This is a genomic window from Nocardia sp. NPDC049935 (assembly GCF_055586645.1).
The window spans coordinates 474372-493123 of record NZ_JBVJHV010000003.1 but is presented as its reverse complement, the minus strand read 5'-3'; the positions used below and the strand labels follow the sequence as shown (position 1 = coordinate 493123).

Annotated in this window: 19 protein-coding genes and 1 pseudogene; 11 read left to right on the top strand and 9 right to left on the bottom strand. The window is 68.6% G+C overall.

Annotation, left to right across the window (positions count from 1 at the left end; all coding sequences use genetic code 11):
* Window positions 1-2 precede the first annotated feature (2 nt).
* The 4 genes from ACZ6SF_RS15170 to ACZ6SF_RS15155 all read left to right on the top strand — a co-directional run bounded on the left by ACZ6SF_RS15170 (window position 3) and on the right by ACZ6SF_RS15155 (window position 4289).
* Window positions 3-1403 (top strand): sigma 54-interacting transcriptional regulator, encoded by a 1401-nt coding sequence (locus ACZ6SF_RS15170; protein WP_466062693.1) that lies wholly within the window; start codon window positions 3-5, stop codon window positions 1401-1403.
* Window positions 1404-1425: 22 nt separating this feature from the next.
* Window positions 1426-3378, top strand: coding sequence for a vWA domain-containing protein (locus tag ACZ6SF_RS15165; protein WP_466062692.1), 1953 nt, complete (start codon window positions 1426-1428; stop codon window positions 3376-3378).
* A gap of 61 nt (window positions 3379-3439) precedes the next feature.
* Window positions 3440-3859 (top strand): TIGR03668 family PPOX class F420-dependent oxidoreductase, encoded by a 420-nt coding sequence (locus tag ACZ6SF_RS15160; protein WP_466062691.1) that lies wholly within the window; start codon window positions 3440-3442, stop codon window positions 3857-3859.
* 166 nt (window positions 3860-4025) lie between these two features.
* Window positions 4026-4289 carry a FitA-like ribbon-helix-helix domain-containing protein gene (locus tag ACZ6SF_RS15155; RefSeq protein WP_466062690.1) on the top strand — a complete coding sequence of 88 codons (264 nt, stop codon included), beginning with the start codon at window positions 4026-4028 and terminating at the stop codon, window positions 4287-4289.
* Here ACZ6SF_RS15155 and ACZ6SF_RS15150 read toward each other — a convergent pair.
* Window positions 4281-4376 (bottom strand): annotated as a pseudogene (locus ACZ6SF_RS15150) (DUF397 domain-containing protein); the annotation flags it as partial. The gene ACZ6SF_RS15155 and the pseudogene ACZ6SF_RS15150 overlap by 9 nt on opposite strands.
* A gap of 99 nt (window positions 4377-4475) precedes the next feature.
* Window positions 4476-5450, bottom strand: coding sequence for a helix-turn-helix domain-containing protein (locus tag ACZ6SF_RS15145; protein WP_466062689.1), 975 nt, complete (start codon window positions 5448-5450; stop codon window positions 4476-4478).
* A gap of 299 nt (window positions 5451-5749) precedes the next feature.
* Here ACZ6SF_RS15145 and ACZ6SF_RS15140 point away from each other — a divergent pair, with 299 nt between their 5' ends.
* Window positions 5750-6046, top strand: coding sequence for a hypothetical protein (locus ACZ6SF_RS15140; RefSeq protein WP_466062688.1), 297 nt, complete (start codon window positions 5750-5752; stop codon window positions 6044-6046).
* Between the two features lie 87 nt (window positions 6047-6133).
* Here the strand turns inward: ACZ6SF_RS15140 and ACZ6SF_RS15135 are convergent, their stop codons facing one another.
* Both ACZ6SF_RS15135 and ACZ6SF_RS15130 read right to left on the bottom strand, forming a co-directional pair.
* Window positions 6134-6721, bottom strand: a complete 588-nt coding sequence (locus tag ACZ6SF_RS15135) for a TerD family protein (RefSeq protein WP_466062687.1) — start codon at window positions 6719-6721, stop codon at window positions 6134-6136.
* A gap of 52 nt (window positions 6722-6773) precedes the next feature.
* Window positions 6774-7295 (bottom strand): MarR family winged helix-turn-helix transcriptional regulator, encoded by a 522-nt coding sequence (locus ACZ6SF_RS15130; RefSeq protein WP_466062686.1) that lies wholly within the window; start codon window positions 7293-7295, stop codon window positions 6774-6776.
* 67 nt (window positions 7296-7362) lie between these two features.
* Between ACZ6SF_RS15130 and ACZ6SF_RS15125 the strand changes: the two genes are divergently transcribed.
* The 4 genes from ACZ6SF_RS15125 (at window position 7363) to ACZ6SF_RS15110 (ending at window position 11629) form a co-directional block, all read left to right on the top strand.
* The gene (locus ACZ6SF_RS15125; protein WP_466063002.1) at window positions 7363-8805 is read left to right on the top strand and encodes an MFS transporter; all 1443 of its coding nucleotides are present in this window, start codon (window positions 7363-7365) and stop codon (window positions 8803-8805) included.
* 114 nt (window positions 8806-8919) lie between these two features.
* A complete protein-coding gene (locus tag ACZ6SF_RS15120) occupies window positions 8920-9519 on the top strand; it encodes a CHAP domain-containing protein (protein ID WP_466062685.1) in 600 nt (199 codons plus the stop codon).
* A 70-nt stretch (window positions 9520-9589) separates the two neighbouring features.
* A complete protein-coding gene (locus tag ACZ6SF_RS15115) occupies window positions 9590-10765 on the top strand; it encodes a hypothetical protein (RefSeq protein WP_466062684.1) in 1176 nt (391 codons plus the stop codon).
* Between the two features lie 147 nt (window positions 10766-10912).
* Window positions 10913-11629: a DUF1906 domain-containing protein gene (locus tag ACZ6SF_RS15110; protein ID WP_466062683.1), complete on the top strand. Its 717-nt coding sequence runs from the start codon at window positions 10913-10915 to the stop codon at window positions 11627-11629.
* A 13-nt stretch (window positions 11630-11642) separates the two neighbouring features.
* On the opposite strand, the gene ACZ6SF_RS15105 is transcribed toward ACZ6SF_RS15110, so the two are convergent.
* The 4 genes from ACZ6SF_RS15105 to typA all read right to left on the bottom strand — a co-directional run bounded on the left by ACZ6SF_RS15105 (window position 11643) and on the right by typA (window position 16750).
* A complete protein-coding gene (locus ACZ6SF_RS15105) occupies window positions 11643-12080 on the bottom strand; it encodes a hypothetical protein (RefSeq protein ID WP_466062682.1) in 438 nt (145 codons plus the stop codon).
* A gap of 55 nt (window positions 12081-12135) precedes the next feature.
* Window positions 12136-13026 (bottom strand): N-acetyl-1-D-myo-inositol-2-amino-2-deoxy-alpha-D-glucopyranoside deacetylase, encoded by an 891-nt coding sequence (gene mshB, locus ACZ6SF_RS15100; RefSeq protein WP_466062681.1) that lies wholly within the window; start codon window positions 13024-13026, stop codon window positions 12136-12138.
* Window positions 13023-14756: an ABC transporter family substrate-binding protein gene (locus tag ACZ6SF_RS15095; protein WP_466063001.1), complete on the bottom strand. Its 1734-nt coding sequence runs from the start codon at window positions 14754-14756 to the stop codon at window positions 13023-13025. Before ACZ6SF_RS15095 ends, mshB begins: the two co-directional genes overlap by 4 nt.
* 95 nt (window positions 14757-14851) lie before the next feature.
* Window positions 14852-16750, bottom strand: coding sequence for a translational GTPase TypA (gene typA, locus ACZ6SF_RS15090; protein ID WP_466062680.1), 1899 nt, complete (start codon window positions 16748-16750; stop codon window positions 14852-14854).
* 148 nt (window positions 16751-16898) lie between these two features.
* Here typA and ACZ6SF_RS15085 point away from each other — a divergent pair, with 148 nt between their 5' ends.
* Both ACZ6SF_RS15085 and ACZ6SF_RS15080 read left to right on the top strand, forming a co-directional pair.
* A complete protein-coding gene (locus tag ACZ6SF_RS15085; RefSeq protein ID WP_449995728.1) occupies window positions 16899-17075 on the top strand; it encodes a hypothetical protein in 177 nt (58 codons plus the stop codon).
* Window positions 17076-17123: 48 nt separating this feature from the next.
* Window positions 17124-17411: a 4a-hydroxytetrahydrobiopterin dehydratase gene (locus ACZ6SF_RS15080; RefSeq protein WP_466062679.1), complete on the top strand. Its 288-nt coding sequence runs from the start codon at window positions 17124-17126 to the stop codon at window positions 17409-17411.
* Here the strand turns inward: ACZ6SF_RS15080 and ACZ6SF_RS15075 are convergent.
* A complete protein-coding gene (locus tag ACZ6SF_RS15075) occupies window positions 17359-18522 on the bottom strand; it encodes a mannosyltransferase (protein WP_466063000.1) in 1164 nt (387 codons plus the stop codon). The two genes, ACZ6SF_RS15080 and ACZ6SF_RS15075, sit on opposite strands and share 53 nt — an antisense overlap.
* Between the last annotated feature and the right edge of the window lie 230 nt (window positions 18523-18752).

Sequence of the window (18752 nt, the reverse complement as noted above, 5' to 3'; positions counted from 1 at the left end):
AGGTGACTGTTGTGCCAACAGACCTGCCCGCCACCGCGGGCGCGTTGCGGGCGGCCGGATACGCGCCGCGAAGTGTGAAGGCCGAGATCCGGGAGAATCTGCTGGCCCGGCTGGGCTCCGGGCAGCAGCCCTGGCCCGGGATCGTGGGGTTCGAGCGGACCGTGCTGCCGCAGCTGGAGCGGGCACTGCTGGCGGGCCACGACGTGGTGCTGCTCGGCGAGCGCGGGCAGGGCAAGACGCGTCTGCTGCGGACCATCATCGGGTTGCTCGACGAATGGACCCCCGTGATCGAGGGCCTCGAACTGGGGGAGCATCCGCTCGAGCCGATCAGCCCCGAGGGGCTGCGCCTGGCCGCCGAACTCGGCGACGATCTGCCGGTCGCCTGGCGGCACCGGTCGCAGCGGTACGCGGAGAAACTCGCCACCCCCGATACCTCGGTCGGCGATCTGATCGGTGACGTGGACCCGGTGAAGGTCGCGGAGGGTCGCAGCCTCGGCGACCCGGAGACCATTCATTTCGGGCTGGTACCGCGCGCGCACCGGGGCATCGTTGCCGTCAACGAACTGCCCGACCTGGCGGAGCGGATCCAGGTGGCGCTGTTGAACGTCATGGAGGAGCGCGATATCCAGGTCCGCGGCTATACGCTGCGCCTGCCGCTGGACGTGCTGCTGCTCGCGACCGCCAATCCCGAGGACTACACCAACCGCGGCCGGATCATCACCCCGCTCAAGGACCGCTTCGGCGCCGAGATCCGGACCCACTACCCGCTCACCGTCGAGGCCGAGATGGCGCTGGTGCGGCAGGAAGCCGATCTGGTCGCCGAGGTGGGCGATCCGCTGATCGAGGTGCTGGCGCGGTTCGTGCGCCGGCTGCGGGAATCCCCGGCCATCGATCAGCGTTCCGGCGTCTCGGCGCGTTTCGCCGTCGCCGCCGCCGAGACTGTGGCGGCCGCGGCCCTGCGCCGCGCCGCGCTCACCGGTGAGAATCCGGCCGTCGCCCGCCCGGTGGATCTGGAATCGGTTCCGGCGGTGCTGCGCGGCAAACTGGAATTCGAATCCGGCGAAGAGGGCCGGGAGCAGGAACATCTGACCCATATGCTGCGGCGCGCGTTCGCCGATACCGCCCGCGAACGACTGGGCGGCCTGGATCTGCGGCCGCTGGCAGAGGCGGTGGACGAAGGCCATCTGGTGACCACCGGCGAACGGGTCCCGGGGGCGCAGGTGCTCTCCGCCCTCCCCGAACTTCCGGTCCTGCACGAAGTGGCGGTCCGGCTCGGCGTCGATCCCGGAGACCCGGCGCAGCGGATCGCCTCGGCCGTCGAATTCGCGCTGGAATCGCTGTACCTGGCGCGGCAGGTGGCCAAGGACTCCGACGACGAGGGCACGGCGGTATACGGCGGGTGACCGCCCGGATGGAAGAGGCGTGATGACAGCGGGCGACCGATACTCCTACGGGCCCTACCACGACGGGCCCGATCCGCTGGCGCCCCCGCTCGATCTGCGGGAGGCGCTGTCCGAGATCGGGCGCGAGGTGATGGAGGGCTCCTCCCCGCGGTCCGCGCTGGAGGAACTGCTGCGGCGCGGTACCAAGGACCTGCCGGGTCTGGAGGAACTGACCCGCCGGCTGTGGCAGCGCCGGGCCGAGATCTCCCGGAACCACCGGCTCGACGGCACCCTGCAGCAGGTCCGTGAACTGCTGGATCAGGCCCTGGAAGCCGAACGCCGCGCGCTGTTCCCGGACCCTTCCGACGACGCCCGGTTCGCCGAGATGCAATTGGACGCCCTGCCTTCGGGCACCGCGGGAGCGGTGAGCGAATTGAGCGAATACCGGTGGCGCTCGGAAACCGGTCGCGAGAACTACCAGAAGATCCGCGATCTGCTCGGCGAGGAACTGCTCGAATCCCGGTTCCAGGGCATGAAACAGGCGTTGCAGAACGCCACCCCGCAGGATGTGGAACGGGTCCGGCGGATGATGTCGGACCTCAACGATCTGCTCGCCGCGCACGCCCGCGGCGAGGACACCGAACAGCAGTTCGCCGAGTTCATGGCCGAGCACGGGGAGTTCTTCCCGGAGAACCCGCGCGATACCGAGGAACTGATCGATACGCTCGCCGCCCGCGCCGCCGCGGCCCAGCGGATGATGAATTCGATGTCTGCCCAGCAGCGCGCGGAATTGAACGAGCTGATGGGGCAGGCATTCGGCGATCCGGCCATAGCGCAGCAGATCGCCGACCTCGACGCGAACCTGCGGGCGCTGCGACCGGGCCAGGACTGGGAATCCGGGCGGCGGTTCCGCGGTGACAACCCGCTGGGTATGGGCGAGGCCGTCGAGGCGATGCAGGATCTCGGCGAACTCGACGAACTGGCCAACCAGCTCGCGCAGTCCTATCCCGGTGCGCGGCTGGAGGATATCGACCTCGAGATGCTGGAACGCCAGCTCGGCGAAGACGCCAGGGTGGATGCCGCCCGGCTCGCCGAACTGGAACGCGAACTGCGCCGCCAGGGTCTGTTCGACCGCGCGCCCGACGGCTCGCTGCGCCTCACCCCGAAGGCGCTGCGGCGGCTCGGCGAGGTGGCGCTGCGGGATATCGTCGGGCAGCTGCGGTCCCGGAAAGGGCAGCGGGAGACAGCGCTGGCGGGTGCGGCGGGCGAACCCACCGGGGCGAGCCGGCCGTGGCAGTTCGGTGATACCGAACCGTGGGACGTCTCGCGCACTGTGCGCAACGCGGTCCTGCGGTCGGCCTCCACCGGCAGCCGGACGGTGACCCTGGATGTCGCGGATGTGGAGATCGCCGAAACCGAGCAGCGCTCCCGTGCCGCGGTCGCGCTCTGCGTCGACACCTCGTGGTCGATGGTGCAGGACGGGCGCTGGGTGCCCATGAAACGCACCGCCCTGGCACTGCAACACCTGATCAGCACCCGTTTCCGATCCGACGCCCTGAGCCTCATCACCTTCGGCCGGCACGCCGGAACCGTGGAGATCGGGGAACTGACCGCGCTGGAACCGGTCTGGGAGCAGGGCACCAACCTGCATCACGCGCTCCTGCTGGCCGGACGGCATCTGCGCCGCCATCCCGACGCGGTACCGGTGGTGCTGGTGGTCACCGACGGCGAGCCGACCGCGCATCTGGAAGCCGACGGCACGGCGTATTTCAACTGGCCGCCGGACCGCCGCACCCTGGCCATGACCATGGTGCAGGTGGATTCGCTGGCGAAGCTCGGCGCCTCGATCTCGGTGTTCATGCTCGGTGAGGAGCCGCGGCTGGCGGCGTTCGTAGATCTGGTGGCCCGGCGCAGCGGCGGCCGGGTGGTGGCGCCCGACCTGGACGGGCTGGGAGCGGCGGTGGTCAGCGACTATCTGCGCGGACGGCGGCGCTGAGGGCTCCGGCCGACCAGAGTGAACCCGCACCGGGAAACCAGGGCCGGGAAAAGGAGAGCGGATGCGGTTGGATGCGGGGCAAGCGCGTGCACGGTTCGCCGAGTCGCGGGTCGCACGGCTGGCCACCGTGACCCCCGAGGGGCAGCCGCATATCGTGCCCATCGTCTTCGCGGTCGCCGACAACACCATCTACACGGCGGTCGACGCGAAACCGAAGTCCACCACGGCACTGCGCCGGCTCGCGAATATCACCGCGAACCCGGAGGTCGCCGTCCTGGCGGATTTCTACGATGAGGACTGGACGCGCCTGTGGTGGGCGCGCGCCGATGCCGTCGCGGAGATCGTCACGGGCGAGCAGGCCCGCACGGGTATCGAACAGTTGACCGCGCGGTATCCGGTGTACCGGGAACAACGACCGCCCGGACCGGTGCTCGCGCTGGAGGTCACCCGGTGGTCCGGGTGGTCCGCCGGACCCGACTGACCTGTCCGGTTTCCTGGATGGCTGCGAGATTCCGGACATCTTGCTGCGCTTAACTCAGTCGGCCCGCCGGCGCGAGACTGGGTGGCTGAGCGCCTGTCCCGCTCTACTACCGACTGACAGGGCGCTGAGACACCGATGACACCCATTTCGAAGGTGGTAAACCACAGTGGCGAGACTGACCATTCGAGACCTTCCGGACGATGTGTGTGAGCGGCTGCGCCGACGAGCAGCCGTCAACGGCCGAAGCGCCGAGGCTGAAGTGCGGGCGATCCTTACTCACGTGGTTGCGCCCGCACCGCCCGATGATCTCGAAATCGGATCATTACTGGTTGAGATCGGGCGCGATTTCGAACTTACCGATGAGGAATACGAGCTGATCAACGACCGGAAAAACATCGCACCATCTGTGGAGTTCGACCAGTCACAGTGACTTTGTCCCAGTGTCGGCCGTGCTCAGGAAGGCGTCCCATTCGGCCGGAGTGAATACCAGCGCGGGACCGGCCTGGTTCTTCGAGTCGCGCGACGCGACCGTTCACTTACCAGCTTGACCAGCCCCGACAGGTCGGCCCGTCGGCTTGGCTATGGTGCGGCTTGGACTACCAGTACGTCGAGCAGATCAATACCCGCGGGCAAAGTTCCTTGCGATCTCCCTTATCAGATCGTGGCTCGGCCGGGGGGCCGGTCCTGCCGTGAGTAGGGTGGCGAAGGCTTCGCGGAATCTGAGCACATCAGCCTGCGCTTCGAGGTAGAAGCGTCCGGTGTAGTTTTCGCAGTAGACCACCGGCGGCTCGATCATTCTGCCCTGTACATCGGTGCCGAAGTCCATGATTGTGAAGGGCGGAAGCGCCGTCCCCAAGGGGACCCCGGCTTCGAAGGGCAGTATTCGTAATTCCACATTCGGTCGCGAGCCGATCTCGGCCAAATACCGCAACTGCGCGGCCATCATGCGCCGATTTCCTACTATCGTTCGTAGTACGGCCTCGTGGAGCAGGAATGAGACGATGGCCGGTCGACGGGTGCGGGTGAGAATGTGCTGGCGCCGGGTGCGTACCTGCACCCTGCGTTCCAACTCCTCCTCGGTATCGTCCGGGAAACAGCGACGTTCGATCACCCGTGCGTAGTCCGGTGTTTGCAGCAGACCAGGTATCAACAGCGGCTGGTAGACGGACAGCTTTTCGGCTCCGGCCTCCAATCCGACATAGAGGCTGAACCAGGACGGGATCAGATCCCTGTAGCTTTGCCACCAGGATTCTGCCGGTTCCTGTTCGGCAAGCCCCTTCGCCATCGCTGCCTGGCTGTCATCGAGCCCGTAGTTCTCGCACAAGGCAAGGACATCGCGTACTCGGACCCGTTCCGTCAGACCGCGTTCCAGTCGGCTGAGCGTCGACTTGTTCCACTCCATCAGCCCGGCGGCTCGTTCGAGCGTCAGCCCGGTTCCCTCCCGCGCTTCCTTGAGGAATCGGCCCAGTTGCCTACGCGGCAACGTCCCGCCCACCACGAGCGACCGGTTCTCCTTCATGCTTTCCCTCCCGTTGCATGACAGCGCGAACGCCTGTTGCAGAACGCGCCGATCATAGAGCGTGCTTTTCAACACAGCTTGGTAGTTCCAAGAAGATTCCCTGAACAGCTGTTTTGGTGGTGCGTCGGATATTGCTCGGACGGCAGTCTCGGCGCAAGACAATCTGACCGAACAACTGGAGGTGCCGTGATCAATGCCCTTCCGCCACTGAGCCACAGCGCCGTGTCAACCCTGACGGTCTACCGTGCCCACCGCATCATGCAGGAGCACATCGACTGCCCGGTTACGGTGTGCCGCCTGAAGGCTCAGGCCAAAACTTTCTTGGTGGAACATGACCGACTGGTCCCGGCCGACCGCCCGCAGTTCGGGGTATGAGCACCGTGGACATGGACGGTGAACTGCGCGAATTGGAGATCGGTGTAATTCAGGATGTCATCGAAGCTGTGGACGCACAGTTGGATCGCACACCGGATCTCGCGGTGCGCCGGTCCAAGGTCTACGCATCGGTTATCCATGCGATCCTGGCCGGTGCCGCGGAAGCGGGTCACATCGGTTTCGGGATGCCGGCCAACGTGCCACTGCTGGACTCGATTCTGTCCGGCGAGGAGGGGGAGGGCCACGGTGCACTGGTCTTCGCCACGCTGGTGGGCCTGAATGCGCTGGACTGATCCCGGAATCGGGGTGGGCGCGCCGGCCTCCGCCGGTGAATCGGCGGGGCGGCGCGCCACCCATCCGGGCGTGACCACGCTCTGCGGTTACTGACCGCCCATGGCGAAACGCAGCAGGGCCTGCTTATCGCCCTGCTTGATCTTGCCCTTGCGGTTGAGTACCTCGAGCTGCCAGACGTTTCCGTTGCGGAACGTCCGGGCCACCGCGTTCGCGTTGTCGGCGCCCAGCAGCGACGGCCAGATATCGGCGACCTGCTGGCTGCTGCCGCCGGAGGCGTCGTAGACCTTGAACGAGATATTGTTCGCCTTCTCGAAGGAGCTGCCCTTCTTGAACGCTGCCGCGACGAAGATGATCGCGTCGATTCCGCCGGGGATATCGGCGAAGGTCACGTGCACGGTCTCGTCGTCACCGGCGGCCGCGCCGGTCTGCTCGTCGCCGGAGTGCAGCACCGAGTTGTTGCCCAGCGGGTCCAGCGAATCGAGTCCGGCGAATCGGACCGGCTCGTTGCCCTGCATGAGGATGGCGATGAGGTCCAGGTCCACCCCCTTCTTGCGGCGTGCCCAGCCGAGCGCGCCACCGCTGGCGCCCGCGGAGGGATCCCAGCTGACACCGACACTCAGCTTGGTGATCCCCGCGAGATCCGCTGCGCCGTCTTCTTTTTTGAGCGTGATCATGGCTCAACGGTACCGGCTGCCGGAGAACACCGGGTGACCGGCGAGTATGCCGTTATCCGCCAGGTGAATTCGTGGTGCGCAGGGGGCGCGGCCAGGGGTGACGGGCGAGGCCCTCGACACCTTCGTTGAACTGCTCGAGCAGCCGGACCAACTGGTCGACCTCGCCGTCGGGCCAGTCCGCGAGCACCTTGCCCACACCGTGGCGCTGCAGGGCGAGATCGGCCTCGAACAGCCGCATCCCCTTCTCGCTGGGGCGGACCTTGCGCGCCACGCCGCCCTCGGGGTCGGGTACCCGTTCCACCAGGTCCTGGTCCAGCATGGCGGCGACCTGCCGGTTGATGGTGGAGACGTCGAGACCGAACGCTTCGGCCAGTTCGCGCAGCGTCAGCGGTTGCCCGAGTTGCAGCCGGGTGAGGATCAGATAGGCGGATCTGTCCAGCTGGAACGGCGAATTCCGGCGCGGGGCCGGATATTGCCTGGACAGCAGGGTCAGTTCCAGGACGAGCCGCGCCAGGACGGCGGGGTCCCGGCGGTCCGCCGCGGTCGCGGCGGGCGAGGCAGCCGAATCGGACATTCGGACACTATGTCGCCTGATTCGCCCGAATACAAATTGTGCAGGATACACAGGGTATGTAACGTGCATAAGCGTGACTGCCGTAGCCGACGACCCCTCCAGATCCGACGAAAGGGATCGTCCGGCGGTATCACCCACGCTGCTGATCGCCACCCTGAGCACCATCGGCATCGTGGTCTCGCTCATGCAGACACTCGTCGTCCCGCTCATTCCGAGCCTGCCCACTCTCCTGAACACCACGGCCACCAACGCGTCCTGGGTTATCACGGTGACCCTGCTCGCCTCGGCGGTTTGCACGCCGATCAGCGGCCGGCTCGGGGATATGTTCGGCAAGCGCCGCATCCTGCTGCTGGATCTGTTCGCGATGATCGCCGGGTCCGTCCTGTGCGCGATGTCCTCCTCGCTGATCCCCTCGGTGGCCGGCCGGGCTCTGCAGGGCGTGGCGATCGGCGCCATTCCGCTGGGCATCAGCATCCTGCGCGACGAACTGCCGCCCGAACGGGTGGGCTCGGCGATGGCCGTCATGAGTTCGACCCTCGGCGTCGGCGGCGCGATCGGGCTGCCGCTGGCGGCCCTGATCGCCGAACACGCCGATTGGCATGTCCTGTTCTGGGCCGCCGCCGGAATGGGTGCGGCCGGGGCCGCGCTGATCTTCCGGTTCGTCCCGGAATCCCCGGTCCGCACCCCGGCGCCCTTCGATTTCGGCGGCGCGGCGGGCCTCGCGACCGCCCTGCTCGCCCTGCTCATCGCGATCACCCAGGGCGCGCAGTGGGGATGGACGAGCACCTCGATCCTGACCCTGTTCGCGGTCTCGATCCTGGTGTTCCTCGGCTGGGGCCGCTACGAATTGCGGCGGCGGCACCCGCTGGTCGATCTGCGCGTCTCCGCGCGCCCGCGCGTGCTGTTCACCAATATCGCCTCGATCGCGGTCGGGTTCGCGCTCTACGGAATGTCGCTGACCTTCCCGCAGCTGTTGATGGCTCCGGAGGAAAGCGGTTACGGACTGGGTCTTTCCATGGTCGCGGCGGGTCTCGCGCTGGCGCCCGGCGGTTTCGTCATGATGCTGCTCTCGCCGGTGTCGGCCCGGATCTCCGCGCGGTTCAGTCCGAAACTGACACTGGGCGCCGGATCGGCGGTGATCGGTATCGGCTATCTGTGCGCGTCGGCGCTGATGGACAGCGTCTGGCAGATCATGATCGCCTCGGTACTGGTCACGGGCGGTGTCGGTCTGGCCTACGCGGCGATGCCCGCGCTGATCATGGGCGCGGTGCCGATCACCGAGACCGCCGCCGCGAACGGATTGAACGCGCTCATGCGCTCGGTCGGCACCTCCACCTCGGCCGCGGTGATGAGCGCGGTCCTGGCCAATATGACCATCACCCTGGGTGGCCATCAGCTGCCGTCCCGGGACGCCTTCCATACCGCGTTCCTGATCTCGGTCACCGCCGCCGTGGTGGCCATCGCGCTCACCGCCGTGATCCCGATGCGGACCGATCGGGCGGATCGATAACACCTTTGCGCCGGCCGGCCATAACCATCCGGTGGCCACGCGCCGGCCCGGCGGGCATGCTGTGCCGGAGGCCGCCCGAACGAGGTGCGATGCCGGTGTCCGGGAGGGGACGAGATGCGAGAACGGGCGGAAGTACGGGTTGCGCCGCGGTGGCCGGCTGTGGTGCTGGTGGTGCTGGCCGTGCTGGTCACGGTGGGCGCGTGCACGCTGCCGGGGTCCGGGGACGGGCTGGTGGGCGAGCGGCTCACCGAGTTCCCCGCGATCGACCGATCGGCGCTCACCCCCGCACAGGTGGCCGTGGTCGCCGCCGCGCAGGCGGAATTCGCCGATCCGGGCAGCGGCGCCGACTATTCGGAGGGCAACGACGAACCCTGGTGCGCGAACTTCGTGAGCTGGGTGCTGCGCGCGGCCGGAATGCCGCTGGCCAACCCCCACTCCGGTTCCTGGCGGATCCCCGGCGTGTACACGCTGCAGGAGTACTACGAGAGCCGCGGCAGGTTCGTGGCGTTCGATCCGGGATACCGGCCCGCCACCGGCGATGTGATCCTCTACGGCCCGGACAGCCGGTACGGCCAGCACACGAATATCGTGTTGGCCGCCGACGGCGCGACGGTCACCACCATCGGTGGGAACGAGGGCGATATCGTGCGCATCGAACGCTGGGAACCCGCCGCCGTCCCGGATATCGATATCGTCGGTTACGGCCGGTTGTAGCGTGGCGCCGACGACTCCGCGGACTCGAAACCTCGATCGCGTACCGTGATCATCAGCGGTGGAGGTGAAGGTGTCACAGCGACTCATGGAACCGATCGAACTGGGCAATCCGGAGTGGATCGACTACGCCGAATTCGGCAGGAGGTTCGTCACCCACGCGGTGACCGAATCACGAATCGAGGCGGCGGTCGCCGGAATCACCGGCCGCGAACTCGCCATCGGTCCTTTCAACCTGGGGCCCGCCGGTCTCGCCGGATTCCTGGCCCGCGGCCGGATCGGGCGCCCGGAAGTGGTGCACCGGGGGCCGCGGATCACCTTCGGCGTCCGGATACCGGTCTCGCTGGCCGCGAAGATCCTGGTCGGCGGTAAACGGCTCGGACTGGAAACCGTCGTCTCGATCGACCTCACCTTCCATGCCCGCACCGCGGACCCGCTGCTCGTGGTGATCGATATCCCGCAGGTCCGGCGCTCCGATGTGCGGGTCCTCCTGCGCCTGGCCGCCGCGGATTCGGTGGCCGAATGGATGCTCGACCCGATCTCGGGGCTGCTGCAGCGCGAGGTCGCCAACCGGGTGAACGCCCTGCTGCGGGATCCGGGCGTGATGCGCAGCCGTATCTACGATATCGAGGCCATCATGGCCCGGGAGAAATCTCCGCACCGCACCCGCACCGAGTTCGACTGGATCGACTACGCCGAATTCGGCCGCCGTTTCTTCCCGCGCATCGTCACCAGCGAACGGGTCGGCGAATTCGCCGACCGGCTGGCCGGACGGCAGATCGAGATCGGCCCGATGCGCACCGGCCCCCGGGCGGCGGCCGAGGTGACCGTGCGGGGTTCGGTCGCCGAACCGCGGATCAGCGATCGTCTGCCGGACGGCACCGGGGCGGAGCCGCCCGGGGACGCCGATATCGCGCTGGTGCGATTCGATCTGGTGGTGCCGGTATCGCTGGACATCACCGTCAATGTCCTCAAGGCCAACCACTACCGGGCCGATATCGAGATACCGCTGGTTCTCACCGCCCACGCCGCCGACCCGCTGCTCATCGTGGTGGAGGTCGACCCGCCGCTGCGGGAGGACGTCCGGCTGGAATACGCGGCCCAGGGGGTGCGCGCGGCCACGCTGGGCGTACTCGCCGGGATCAAGAAGCAGATCGTGGCCCAGGTGGTCCGGGTCGTCCGCGCGGAACTGGCCGATCCGGCCGGCCGGACCGTGGACGTCGCCCAGCGCATCGACCGCCTGCTCTGAGGTTCGGGCCGGTCTCCGCGAGCCGACGTGAGATCGGGCACCTCCTGTGGTGGAATGACCCCACGTTCGAGGCTCCCGGTGCGCGGTTCGGATGGGGAAGGCGCACCGGGCACGCTGTTCCGTTCACGGGGTGTGAAGGAGTCTGCGATGGTCTCATCTCTGTCCCGCCGTGCCCTGTTCGGTTACACCGCCGCCGCCGTAGCGGCCGGGGCAGCGGGTTCGGCGCTGGGGAGCCCCCGCGCCACCGCGGCGCCACTGGGGACGCTGCTCGACTACGCCGGGGGAGTGCCGTCGGCCGCCGCGATCCGGGACGCGGGACACCTCGGCGTCATCCGGTATGTCTCCGACCGCCGGCCGGGCGCGGAGTGGATGACCGGGAAACCGCTGGGGGCAGGCGAAGTCGACGCGCTACGGGCGGCCGGGCTGTCGATCGTGTCCTGCTACCAGTTCGGCAAGGGGCCCACCGCGGATTGGCGCGGCGGGCTCGAAGCCGGTAAGCGGCACGCCGCGCGTGGACTGGAACTGCACCGGGCGGCGGGCGGCCCGGAGAACCGGCCCATCTACGCCTCCATCGACGACAACCCCACCCCGATCGATTTCGCGACCATGATCCTGCCCTACCTGCACGGCTGGCAGTCGGTCCTCGGCCGGGAGAACACCGGGGTCTACGCCAACGCGCCCACCATCGAACTGGCCCGGGTGGCGGGGGTGGGCGGCTGGTTCTGGCAGCACGACTGGGGTACCCCCGCGGGTTTCGTGCACCCGGCCGCGCATCTGCACCAGTTCGAGATCGACGACCGCACGGTCGACGGGGTGGGAGTGGATGTGAACAACATCCTCACCGCGCAATACGGCGCCTGGTGACCGAGCCGCGCCGTCAGGACCGGTCCGCGACCGGTTTCGGCCGGTTAGCCAGCACATACATGTAGATCAGCGGCGCCACCGCGCCGCAGACGAACAGCAGCAGCGTACCCAGATCGCTGCGCAGCGGGACGTCACCGCCCGGTCCGCTGCTCGCGGCCACCAGGAAGGCCGCCAGCCAGGCCCCGATGGGCAGGAACAGCACCGACAACCGTGTGGTCACGGTGCCGGCCGCCCATACCAGCGCCAGGTTCACCGGCGCGGCCAGTATCGCGGTGACCGGTACCGCGACGCTGCCGATATAGAGCGGCAGGTACAGCACTTCGACGATCAGCGCGATCACCGCGACCACGACCAGAACGGTGATCAGCACCGGGCCGAGTACCCGGTCGGCGAGGGCCGCGGACCTCGTATCGAGGTCCGCCTCGGCCTGCGCGTCGGTGGCGCTGGTCATCGGAACTCCCGGAGCTGCATACGGTCGAGTCTATTCGGCCCGGCGCCGCGGCCCGTCATCCCAGACCGGCGAACAGGTCGTCTTCGCGGCCGTCCGGCCCGCGCGGGCCGATTCGGCCGCGGGCCAGCACGAAATGCTCTTCGGGCAGGATCGGCTGGGCGATCATATTGGTCAGGGCGAACTCCCGGCCCGACGGCGATACCGTGAGCTGGGTGGCGTGCGCGCGCAGCGCGGCCCGCTTGGCGGTCAGCGCCTCCGCGACATCGATGGTGGTGGTCACCGAAGCGCCGGGTACACAGGCCAGCTCGTCGTCCACCGCCAGCCGCCAGCCCTCCGGCAGTGCGCCGGGCAGCGCGTCGACCGTGCGCCGGGCCAGTGCCCGCAGGTGATCGTGGAGCATATCGGCGTCGGTCACGGTCCAGTAGAACTTGGGCGTGTCCCAGCCGCGCCCGGCGGCCGCGGTCACCGCCGCGGTGGTCACCTGGTGGGCGCGAATATGATCCGGATGCCCGTATCCGCCGTTCGGGTCGTAGGTCACCACCACCCGGGGACGACGGCTCAGGATCATTTCGGTCAGTTCCGCCACGGGGGCGTCACCGGAATTCACGAAGGCGCGCGGATGCTCCGCGGCGGGGGTACCGGCCATCCCGGAATCGCGCCAGCGGCCGGCGCCACCGAGGAAGCAGGGCGGTCCGGTGTCGAGTTCGGCCAGCGCCCGGGTGAGTTCGGCGATCCGGTAGCCGCCGAGCTGATCGGCGCGGTCGGCGGTGAGGCCGGCCCACCGTTCGCCGACGACCTCACCTTCCTCACCCAGCGTGCAGGTCACCACGGTCACCGGCACCCCGAGACGCCGGTAGTGGGCGATGGTGCCCCCGGTGGTGATGGTTTCGTCGTCGGGATGTGCGTGGACCAGTAGTAGGCCACCGGTCTCGACGGCGCCGGTCACGGTAGCCGCCGCCACATGGCCGCGTCGCCGAAGATCCCCGCCTGGATCGCACCGCTGAGCGAGGCCCCGTCCACCGACGGACCCGCGGCGGCGACCACGTTGTCCTGCACGATCGGCAGAACCGTCGATTCGGCCCACAGCCGCGGCTCGGCCTCGCCCAGGGTCCGGGGCACTTCCACCCCGCGCAACGCCCCGTCGATCGCCGGCTGGAAATCCGGCCGGCAGACCCCGGACAGATTGCTCGGCGCCTGCCGGGCCGCCTCCACCGCCGCCGGTACCTCGGTCTCCTCACCGTCGGCGGTGGTCTCGGCCGGCGCCGCGGGTGGGCAGCCGTACCGTGACGCCAGCGCGGTCGCCGGGTCACCGCCGGTGGCCTCCCAGCCGACGACGGCGTCGACGCCGCTGTCCACGAGTTCCTTGCCGTACAGCTCGTCCGCGGGCAGATGGCGCACCGAGGCGTCGATCCCGGCGCTGCGCAGCTGGTCGGCCGCCGTATTGGCGACCGCGAGGGCGGTATCGTCGCCGGTCACCGCGCCGATGCGCAGCGCCAGCGGTTCTCCGTTGCGGGCCAGGGAGCGCGGTCGCGGGGCGGGGGAGGTCGCCGAGACAGGCGGGGGTTCGGGGGCCCGGCCGAAACCGGCGGTCGCCAGCAGATCGAACGCCTGCTCGGCGGAGAGCCGCGGCGGTTCGGTGGGGGTGTAGCCGGGGTCGGAGGGGGAGAGCACCTGGGCGCGCACCGGTTCCACCCAGTTACCGGTCTGCGCGCCGACCGTGGCCAGCAGCGCCGGATCGAGCAGTGCGAGCACCGCCGTGCGCACCCGGTGATCGCTGAGCACACCGTCGCGGCCGTTGAGCGTCAGCCGCAGCTGCCGGGACTGCGGCATGATCGCGGTGCGCACCGAGGGAATCGCCGCCAGCTGGGCCTGGGTGGCGACACCGCCGTGCACCAGCGCCATCTGGGTATCGCCGGTACGCAGCGAATCCGCCAGCTGGGACGGAGTACCGCCGCGGCGCAGCAGGATCTGGTCGGGCCGGGCGGGGGTGCCCCAGAACCGGTCGTTGCGTTCCAGCAGGATCTCGTCGCGGCCGGGGTCGGCGGATTCGATGGTGAAGTTGCCGCCCGAGACCGGGATCTGCTCCACCAGGGTCCGCTGGAAACCGCCCGGGGAGTCCTTCATCAGGTGGGAGGGCAGCAGATTCGCGAACAACTGCGGCCAGGCCGGATACGGCTCGTTCATGACCACGGTGACCGTTTTGCCGCCGTTGGACGACCGCACCTCGGAGATCTGCCGGTACCCGGCCGGATCGATCACACCGGGCTGGGTGATCATCTGCTGCCACAGATACCAGAAGTCCTCGGCCGCGATCGGCGCCCCATCGGACCAGTTGGCCTGGTCCTTCAGCTTGTAGGTGACGGTGAACGGCGCCTGCGCGGTGACCGTCGCCGATTCGAGCAGATCGTTGTCCGGCACCCACAGGGTGGCGCCGGGCGCCGCGGGGTCGGGGGTCGGACGGAACGGGCTGGGCAGCACCATGGCCGCCACCGCGGCCGTCGCCGGGGACTGGTTGGACCGCAGATGCGGGTTGAACCCGATACCGATGTCGTCGATGGCCACCACGACCGTGTTCTTGGTCGGTTGCGCCGGTTCGGTCTTGGGACTGTCGGTACTGGCGATGGGCGGCGGCGGGTCGGCGGTGCAGCCGGCCAGCACCGGAACGAGCACCGCCATGAGCACTAACAGGGCGCGCCGCACCGCGCGCCTCCCCGAAATCACCTTCGGAACTCTACCCAAACCCGCGCCGACCCGTCCGGCGGCGATTCCGCTTACAGCGCGGCCCGGTCGCGCGCCTTGCGGCGCGACAGTTCCCGGGCCCGCTCGGTGGCGCCCAGGGTGACCTTGCGCACCCGCACGAACTCCGGCGTCACCTCGACGCATTCGTCGGCCGCGCAGAACTCCATGGCCATTTCCAGGTCCAGCTGCAGCGGTTTGGCCAGCGTCTCCATCACGTCGGCGGTGGAGGAGCGCATATTGGTGAGCTTCTTCTCCTTGGTCACGTTGATATCGAGATCCTCGGCGCGCGGGTTGATCCCGACGACCATGCCCTCGTAGGTCTCGGCGCCCGGCTCGACGAAGAACTGACCGCGATCGGCGAGCTGGATCATGGCGAACGGCGTGACGCTGCCGGACCGGTCGGAGACCAGCGATCCGGTGTGCCGGGCCCGGATCTCCCCGGCCCACGGCGCGTAGCCGTGCGAGACGGCGTTGGCGATACCGGTGCCGCGGGTCTCGGTGAGGAAATCGGTGCGGAACCCGATCAGACCGCGCGAGGGGACGATGAACTCCATCCGCACCCAGCCGGCGGCGTGGTTGTTCATCTGCACCATCTTGCCCTTGCGGGCGGCCAGCAGCTGGGTGATGGCGCCCAGGTACTCGTCCGGGCAGTCGATGGTGAGCTCTTCGTAGGGCTCGTGCACCTTGCCGTCGACCTGCCGGGTCACCACCTGCGGCTTACCGACGGTCAGCTCGAAACCCTCGCGCCGCATCTGCTCGACCAGGATCGCCAGCGCGAGTTCACCGCGGCCCTGTACCTCCCAGGCGTCCGGGCGGCCGATATCGAGCACCCGCAGCGAGACATTGCCGACCAGCTCCTGGTCCAGGCGCGACTTCACCATGCGGGCGGTGAGCTTGTGGCCCTGCACCCGGCCGACCAGCGGCGAGGTGTTGGTGCCGATGACCACCGAGATGGCCGGCTCGTCCACGGTGATGCGGGGCAGTGCGACCGGGTTGTCCGGATCGGCGAGGGTGTCGCCGATCATGATGTCGGGAATACCGGCGACGGCGACGATATCGCCGGCCACCGCGACCTCACCCGGCTGCCGTTCCACCCCGATGGTCTGCAGCAGTTCGGTGATCTTGACGTTCTTGACCCCGTCGGCGTGCATCCAGGCGACGTTCTGGCCCTTGCGCAGCTCGCCGTTGTGGATGCGCACCAGCGCCAGCCGGCCCAGGAAGGCGGAGGCGTCGAGGTTGGTGACATGGGCCTGCAGCGGCGCGGTCGCATCGCCCTTGGGGGCGGGGATGTTCTCGAAGAGCACGTCGAACAGTGCGTCGAGGTTCTCCGCGTTCGGCACCTCGCCGTTCTGCGGCTGCTCCTTCGACGCCTTCCCGGCGCGGCCGGAGGCGTAGAGGACCGGCAGGTCCAGGGCCAGTTCGGCGGCCTCGGCGGCGTCGTCGTCGAGATCGGAGGCCAGGTCCAGCAGCAGATCGTGGCTTTCCTCGACGACCTCGGCGATCCGCGCGTCGGGGCGGTCGGTCTTGTTGACCACCAGGATCACCGGCAGGCAGGCGGCCAGCGCCTTGCGCAGTACGAACCGGGTCTGCGGCAGCGGGCCCTCGGAGGCGTCGACGAGCAGCACCACGCCGTCGACCATGGACAGGCCGCGTTCCACCTCGCCGCCGAAATCGGCGTGGCCCGGCGTATCGATCACATTGATGACGGTGACGGAGCCGTCGGGATGGTGCCGGTGCACGGCGGTGTTCTTGGCGAGAATGGTGATGCCCTTCTCGCGCTCCAGATCCCCGGAGTCCATCACCCGGTCGACCGGTTCGGACCGTTCGGCGAAGGCGCCGGACTGCCGCAGCATGGCGTCGACGAGCGTCGTCTTACCGTGGTCGACGTGGGCCACGATGGCGACGTTGCGAAAATCGCGTGCAGACGACACGCCGGTTCCTCCTGCTGTTAACTGTTGCTTGCGGCCGGACCCTGCCCCGGGCGGATTCGAAACTCGCCGGGCATCTGGGCCGGTTACACCCTACCGGGAACGTGGTGGGCCGTCGGCGCCGCCCAGAGGTAAGGGTATGCTAACCCGCATGGGCAAGGTCAAGGCGAGTGAGGTTTCGAGCCTCAAGCCGAAGAAGAAGTGCTGTCGAAAGAAGACGCGCTGTGTGAAATGCCCTGTGGTCATCATGCGGATGAAGCGCCTGGAGGCCGCGGGCGCGACCGGTAAGGAACTGAAAAAAGGACTGAAGAAGGCCCGCGCCGCCTGAGGCGCGCGGGTGCGTTGTAGGCGCCGCCGTTCGGGGTACCACGGCGGTATGACCACACCACTGCTGTCCGATACGGAGATCTCCGAAGCACTCGAATCCCTGCCCGGGTGGACCCGTGCGGGTGATGTCATCAGCCGGACCGTCGAAGCGGAATCGTTTCCCGCCGGAATCGACCTCGTCCGGCGGGTCGCCGAGGCGGCCGAGGCCGCCGGCCATCATCCCGATATCGATATCCGCTGGCGCAAGGTCACGTTCGCGCTGTCCACCCACTCCGCGGGCGGTCTCACGGCACAGGACGTGTCGCTGGCCCGGGAGATAGATCGGCTGGCGGGCTGACCCCGGCCGCCACCCGGCGGCCGGCCCAGATCGTCCATCCGTAGAAGGCGAGGACGCCGAGGGCGTCCACCGCGCCCAGCCAGGACCAGACTCCCCAGCGGGAGATGGTCCAGATCGAATCCTGCAGGAAGGAGAGCACCCAGGGGGCGCCGACCAGCGTGGTCAGCAGCCAGTACCCGGCCAGGATCCGCGCCCCCGGCACCGCCCGGAACGGGCCGTAGAGCAGCCACAGCACCGCGGGGAGCAGCCAGCCCCAATGGTGCGACCAGGAGATCGGCGAGACCATCAGGCCGAACAACTGCACGATCAGCGCGGTACCCAGCAGATCGTCGCGACGCAGCGCGCGCCACGCGAACCAGCCCAGTACGGCGAGCACGAGCACCCCGGCGATCCACCACGGCCCGGTGCCGACGTCGCTGCCGAGCAGCCGGCTCAGCGCGCCGCGCAGCGACTGGTTCCACACCGACCCCACCGGCCCGATCCGGTCGGCGTCGCCCAGCAGGGTGCCGAAGTATCGCCGGGTCTCATCCGGATTGATCAGGAAACTGGCCGCCACCGTGAGCCCGAAAACCGCCGCCGACCAGACCACGGCCGCCCAGCGTCGCCGGGCCACGAAATAGAGGCCGCTGATGGCCGGGGTGAGTTTGATACCGGCCACCACGCCCACCAGCGCGCCCGACAACCACCACCTGGTGCTGCGGATCGCGATCATCACCCCGAGCATCAGGAAGACGTTGACCTGCCCGTAGTCGATGGTGGTGCGCACCGGTTCGAACCACAGGCCCACCGCGGTCCACGCGACCATCGCGGCGCGCCGGCCCGGATCGCGCAGCGCCTCGGGACCCATCAGCAGCTCGAAGCAGATCCGCACCACCCAGTACAGGGCCGCGACGATCGCGAACAACCACAGCACCGCCACGACCGTGAACGGCAGGAAATGCAGGGGATAGAACACCACCGCGGCGAACGGCGGATAGGTGAAGGGCAGCGGGAAATCCGGAGTCTTCTCGGCGTAGGTGAAATCGTAGAGATGGTCGGTGAGCAGTGCGGCCGAGCCGTCGACGTAGACGTGCAGATCGACCAGGTTCATCCCGTTCGGGGTGAGCAGCATCCACAACAGGCGCGCCAGCACGCTGATCCCGAGCGCGGCCGAGGCCAGGCGGAAGGGTACGAAGCCCCGAATGTCGGTCCGGGCGCTGGGCTGATTCAATCCAGGAGCTTTCGAGTAGGTCCGCTCCGGCGGCCGGACCCGGTGCGGTTGCGCGCGTCGGCAGGAGTTTCCGGCTCGGACTACATTAGCCCGGCCCGCCGCGGGTCCCGCGCGAGCCTCGGCCGCGGCGC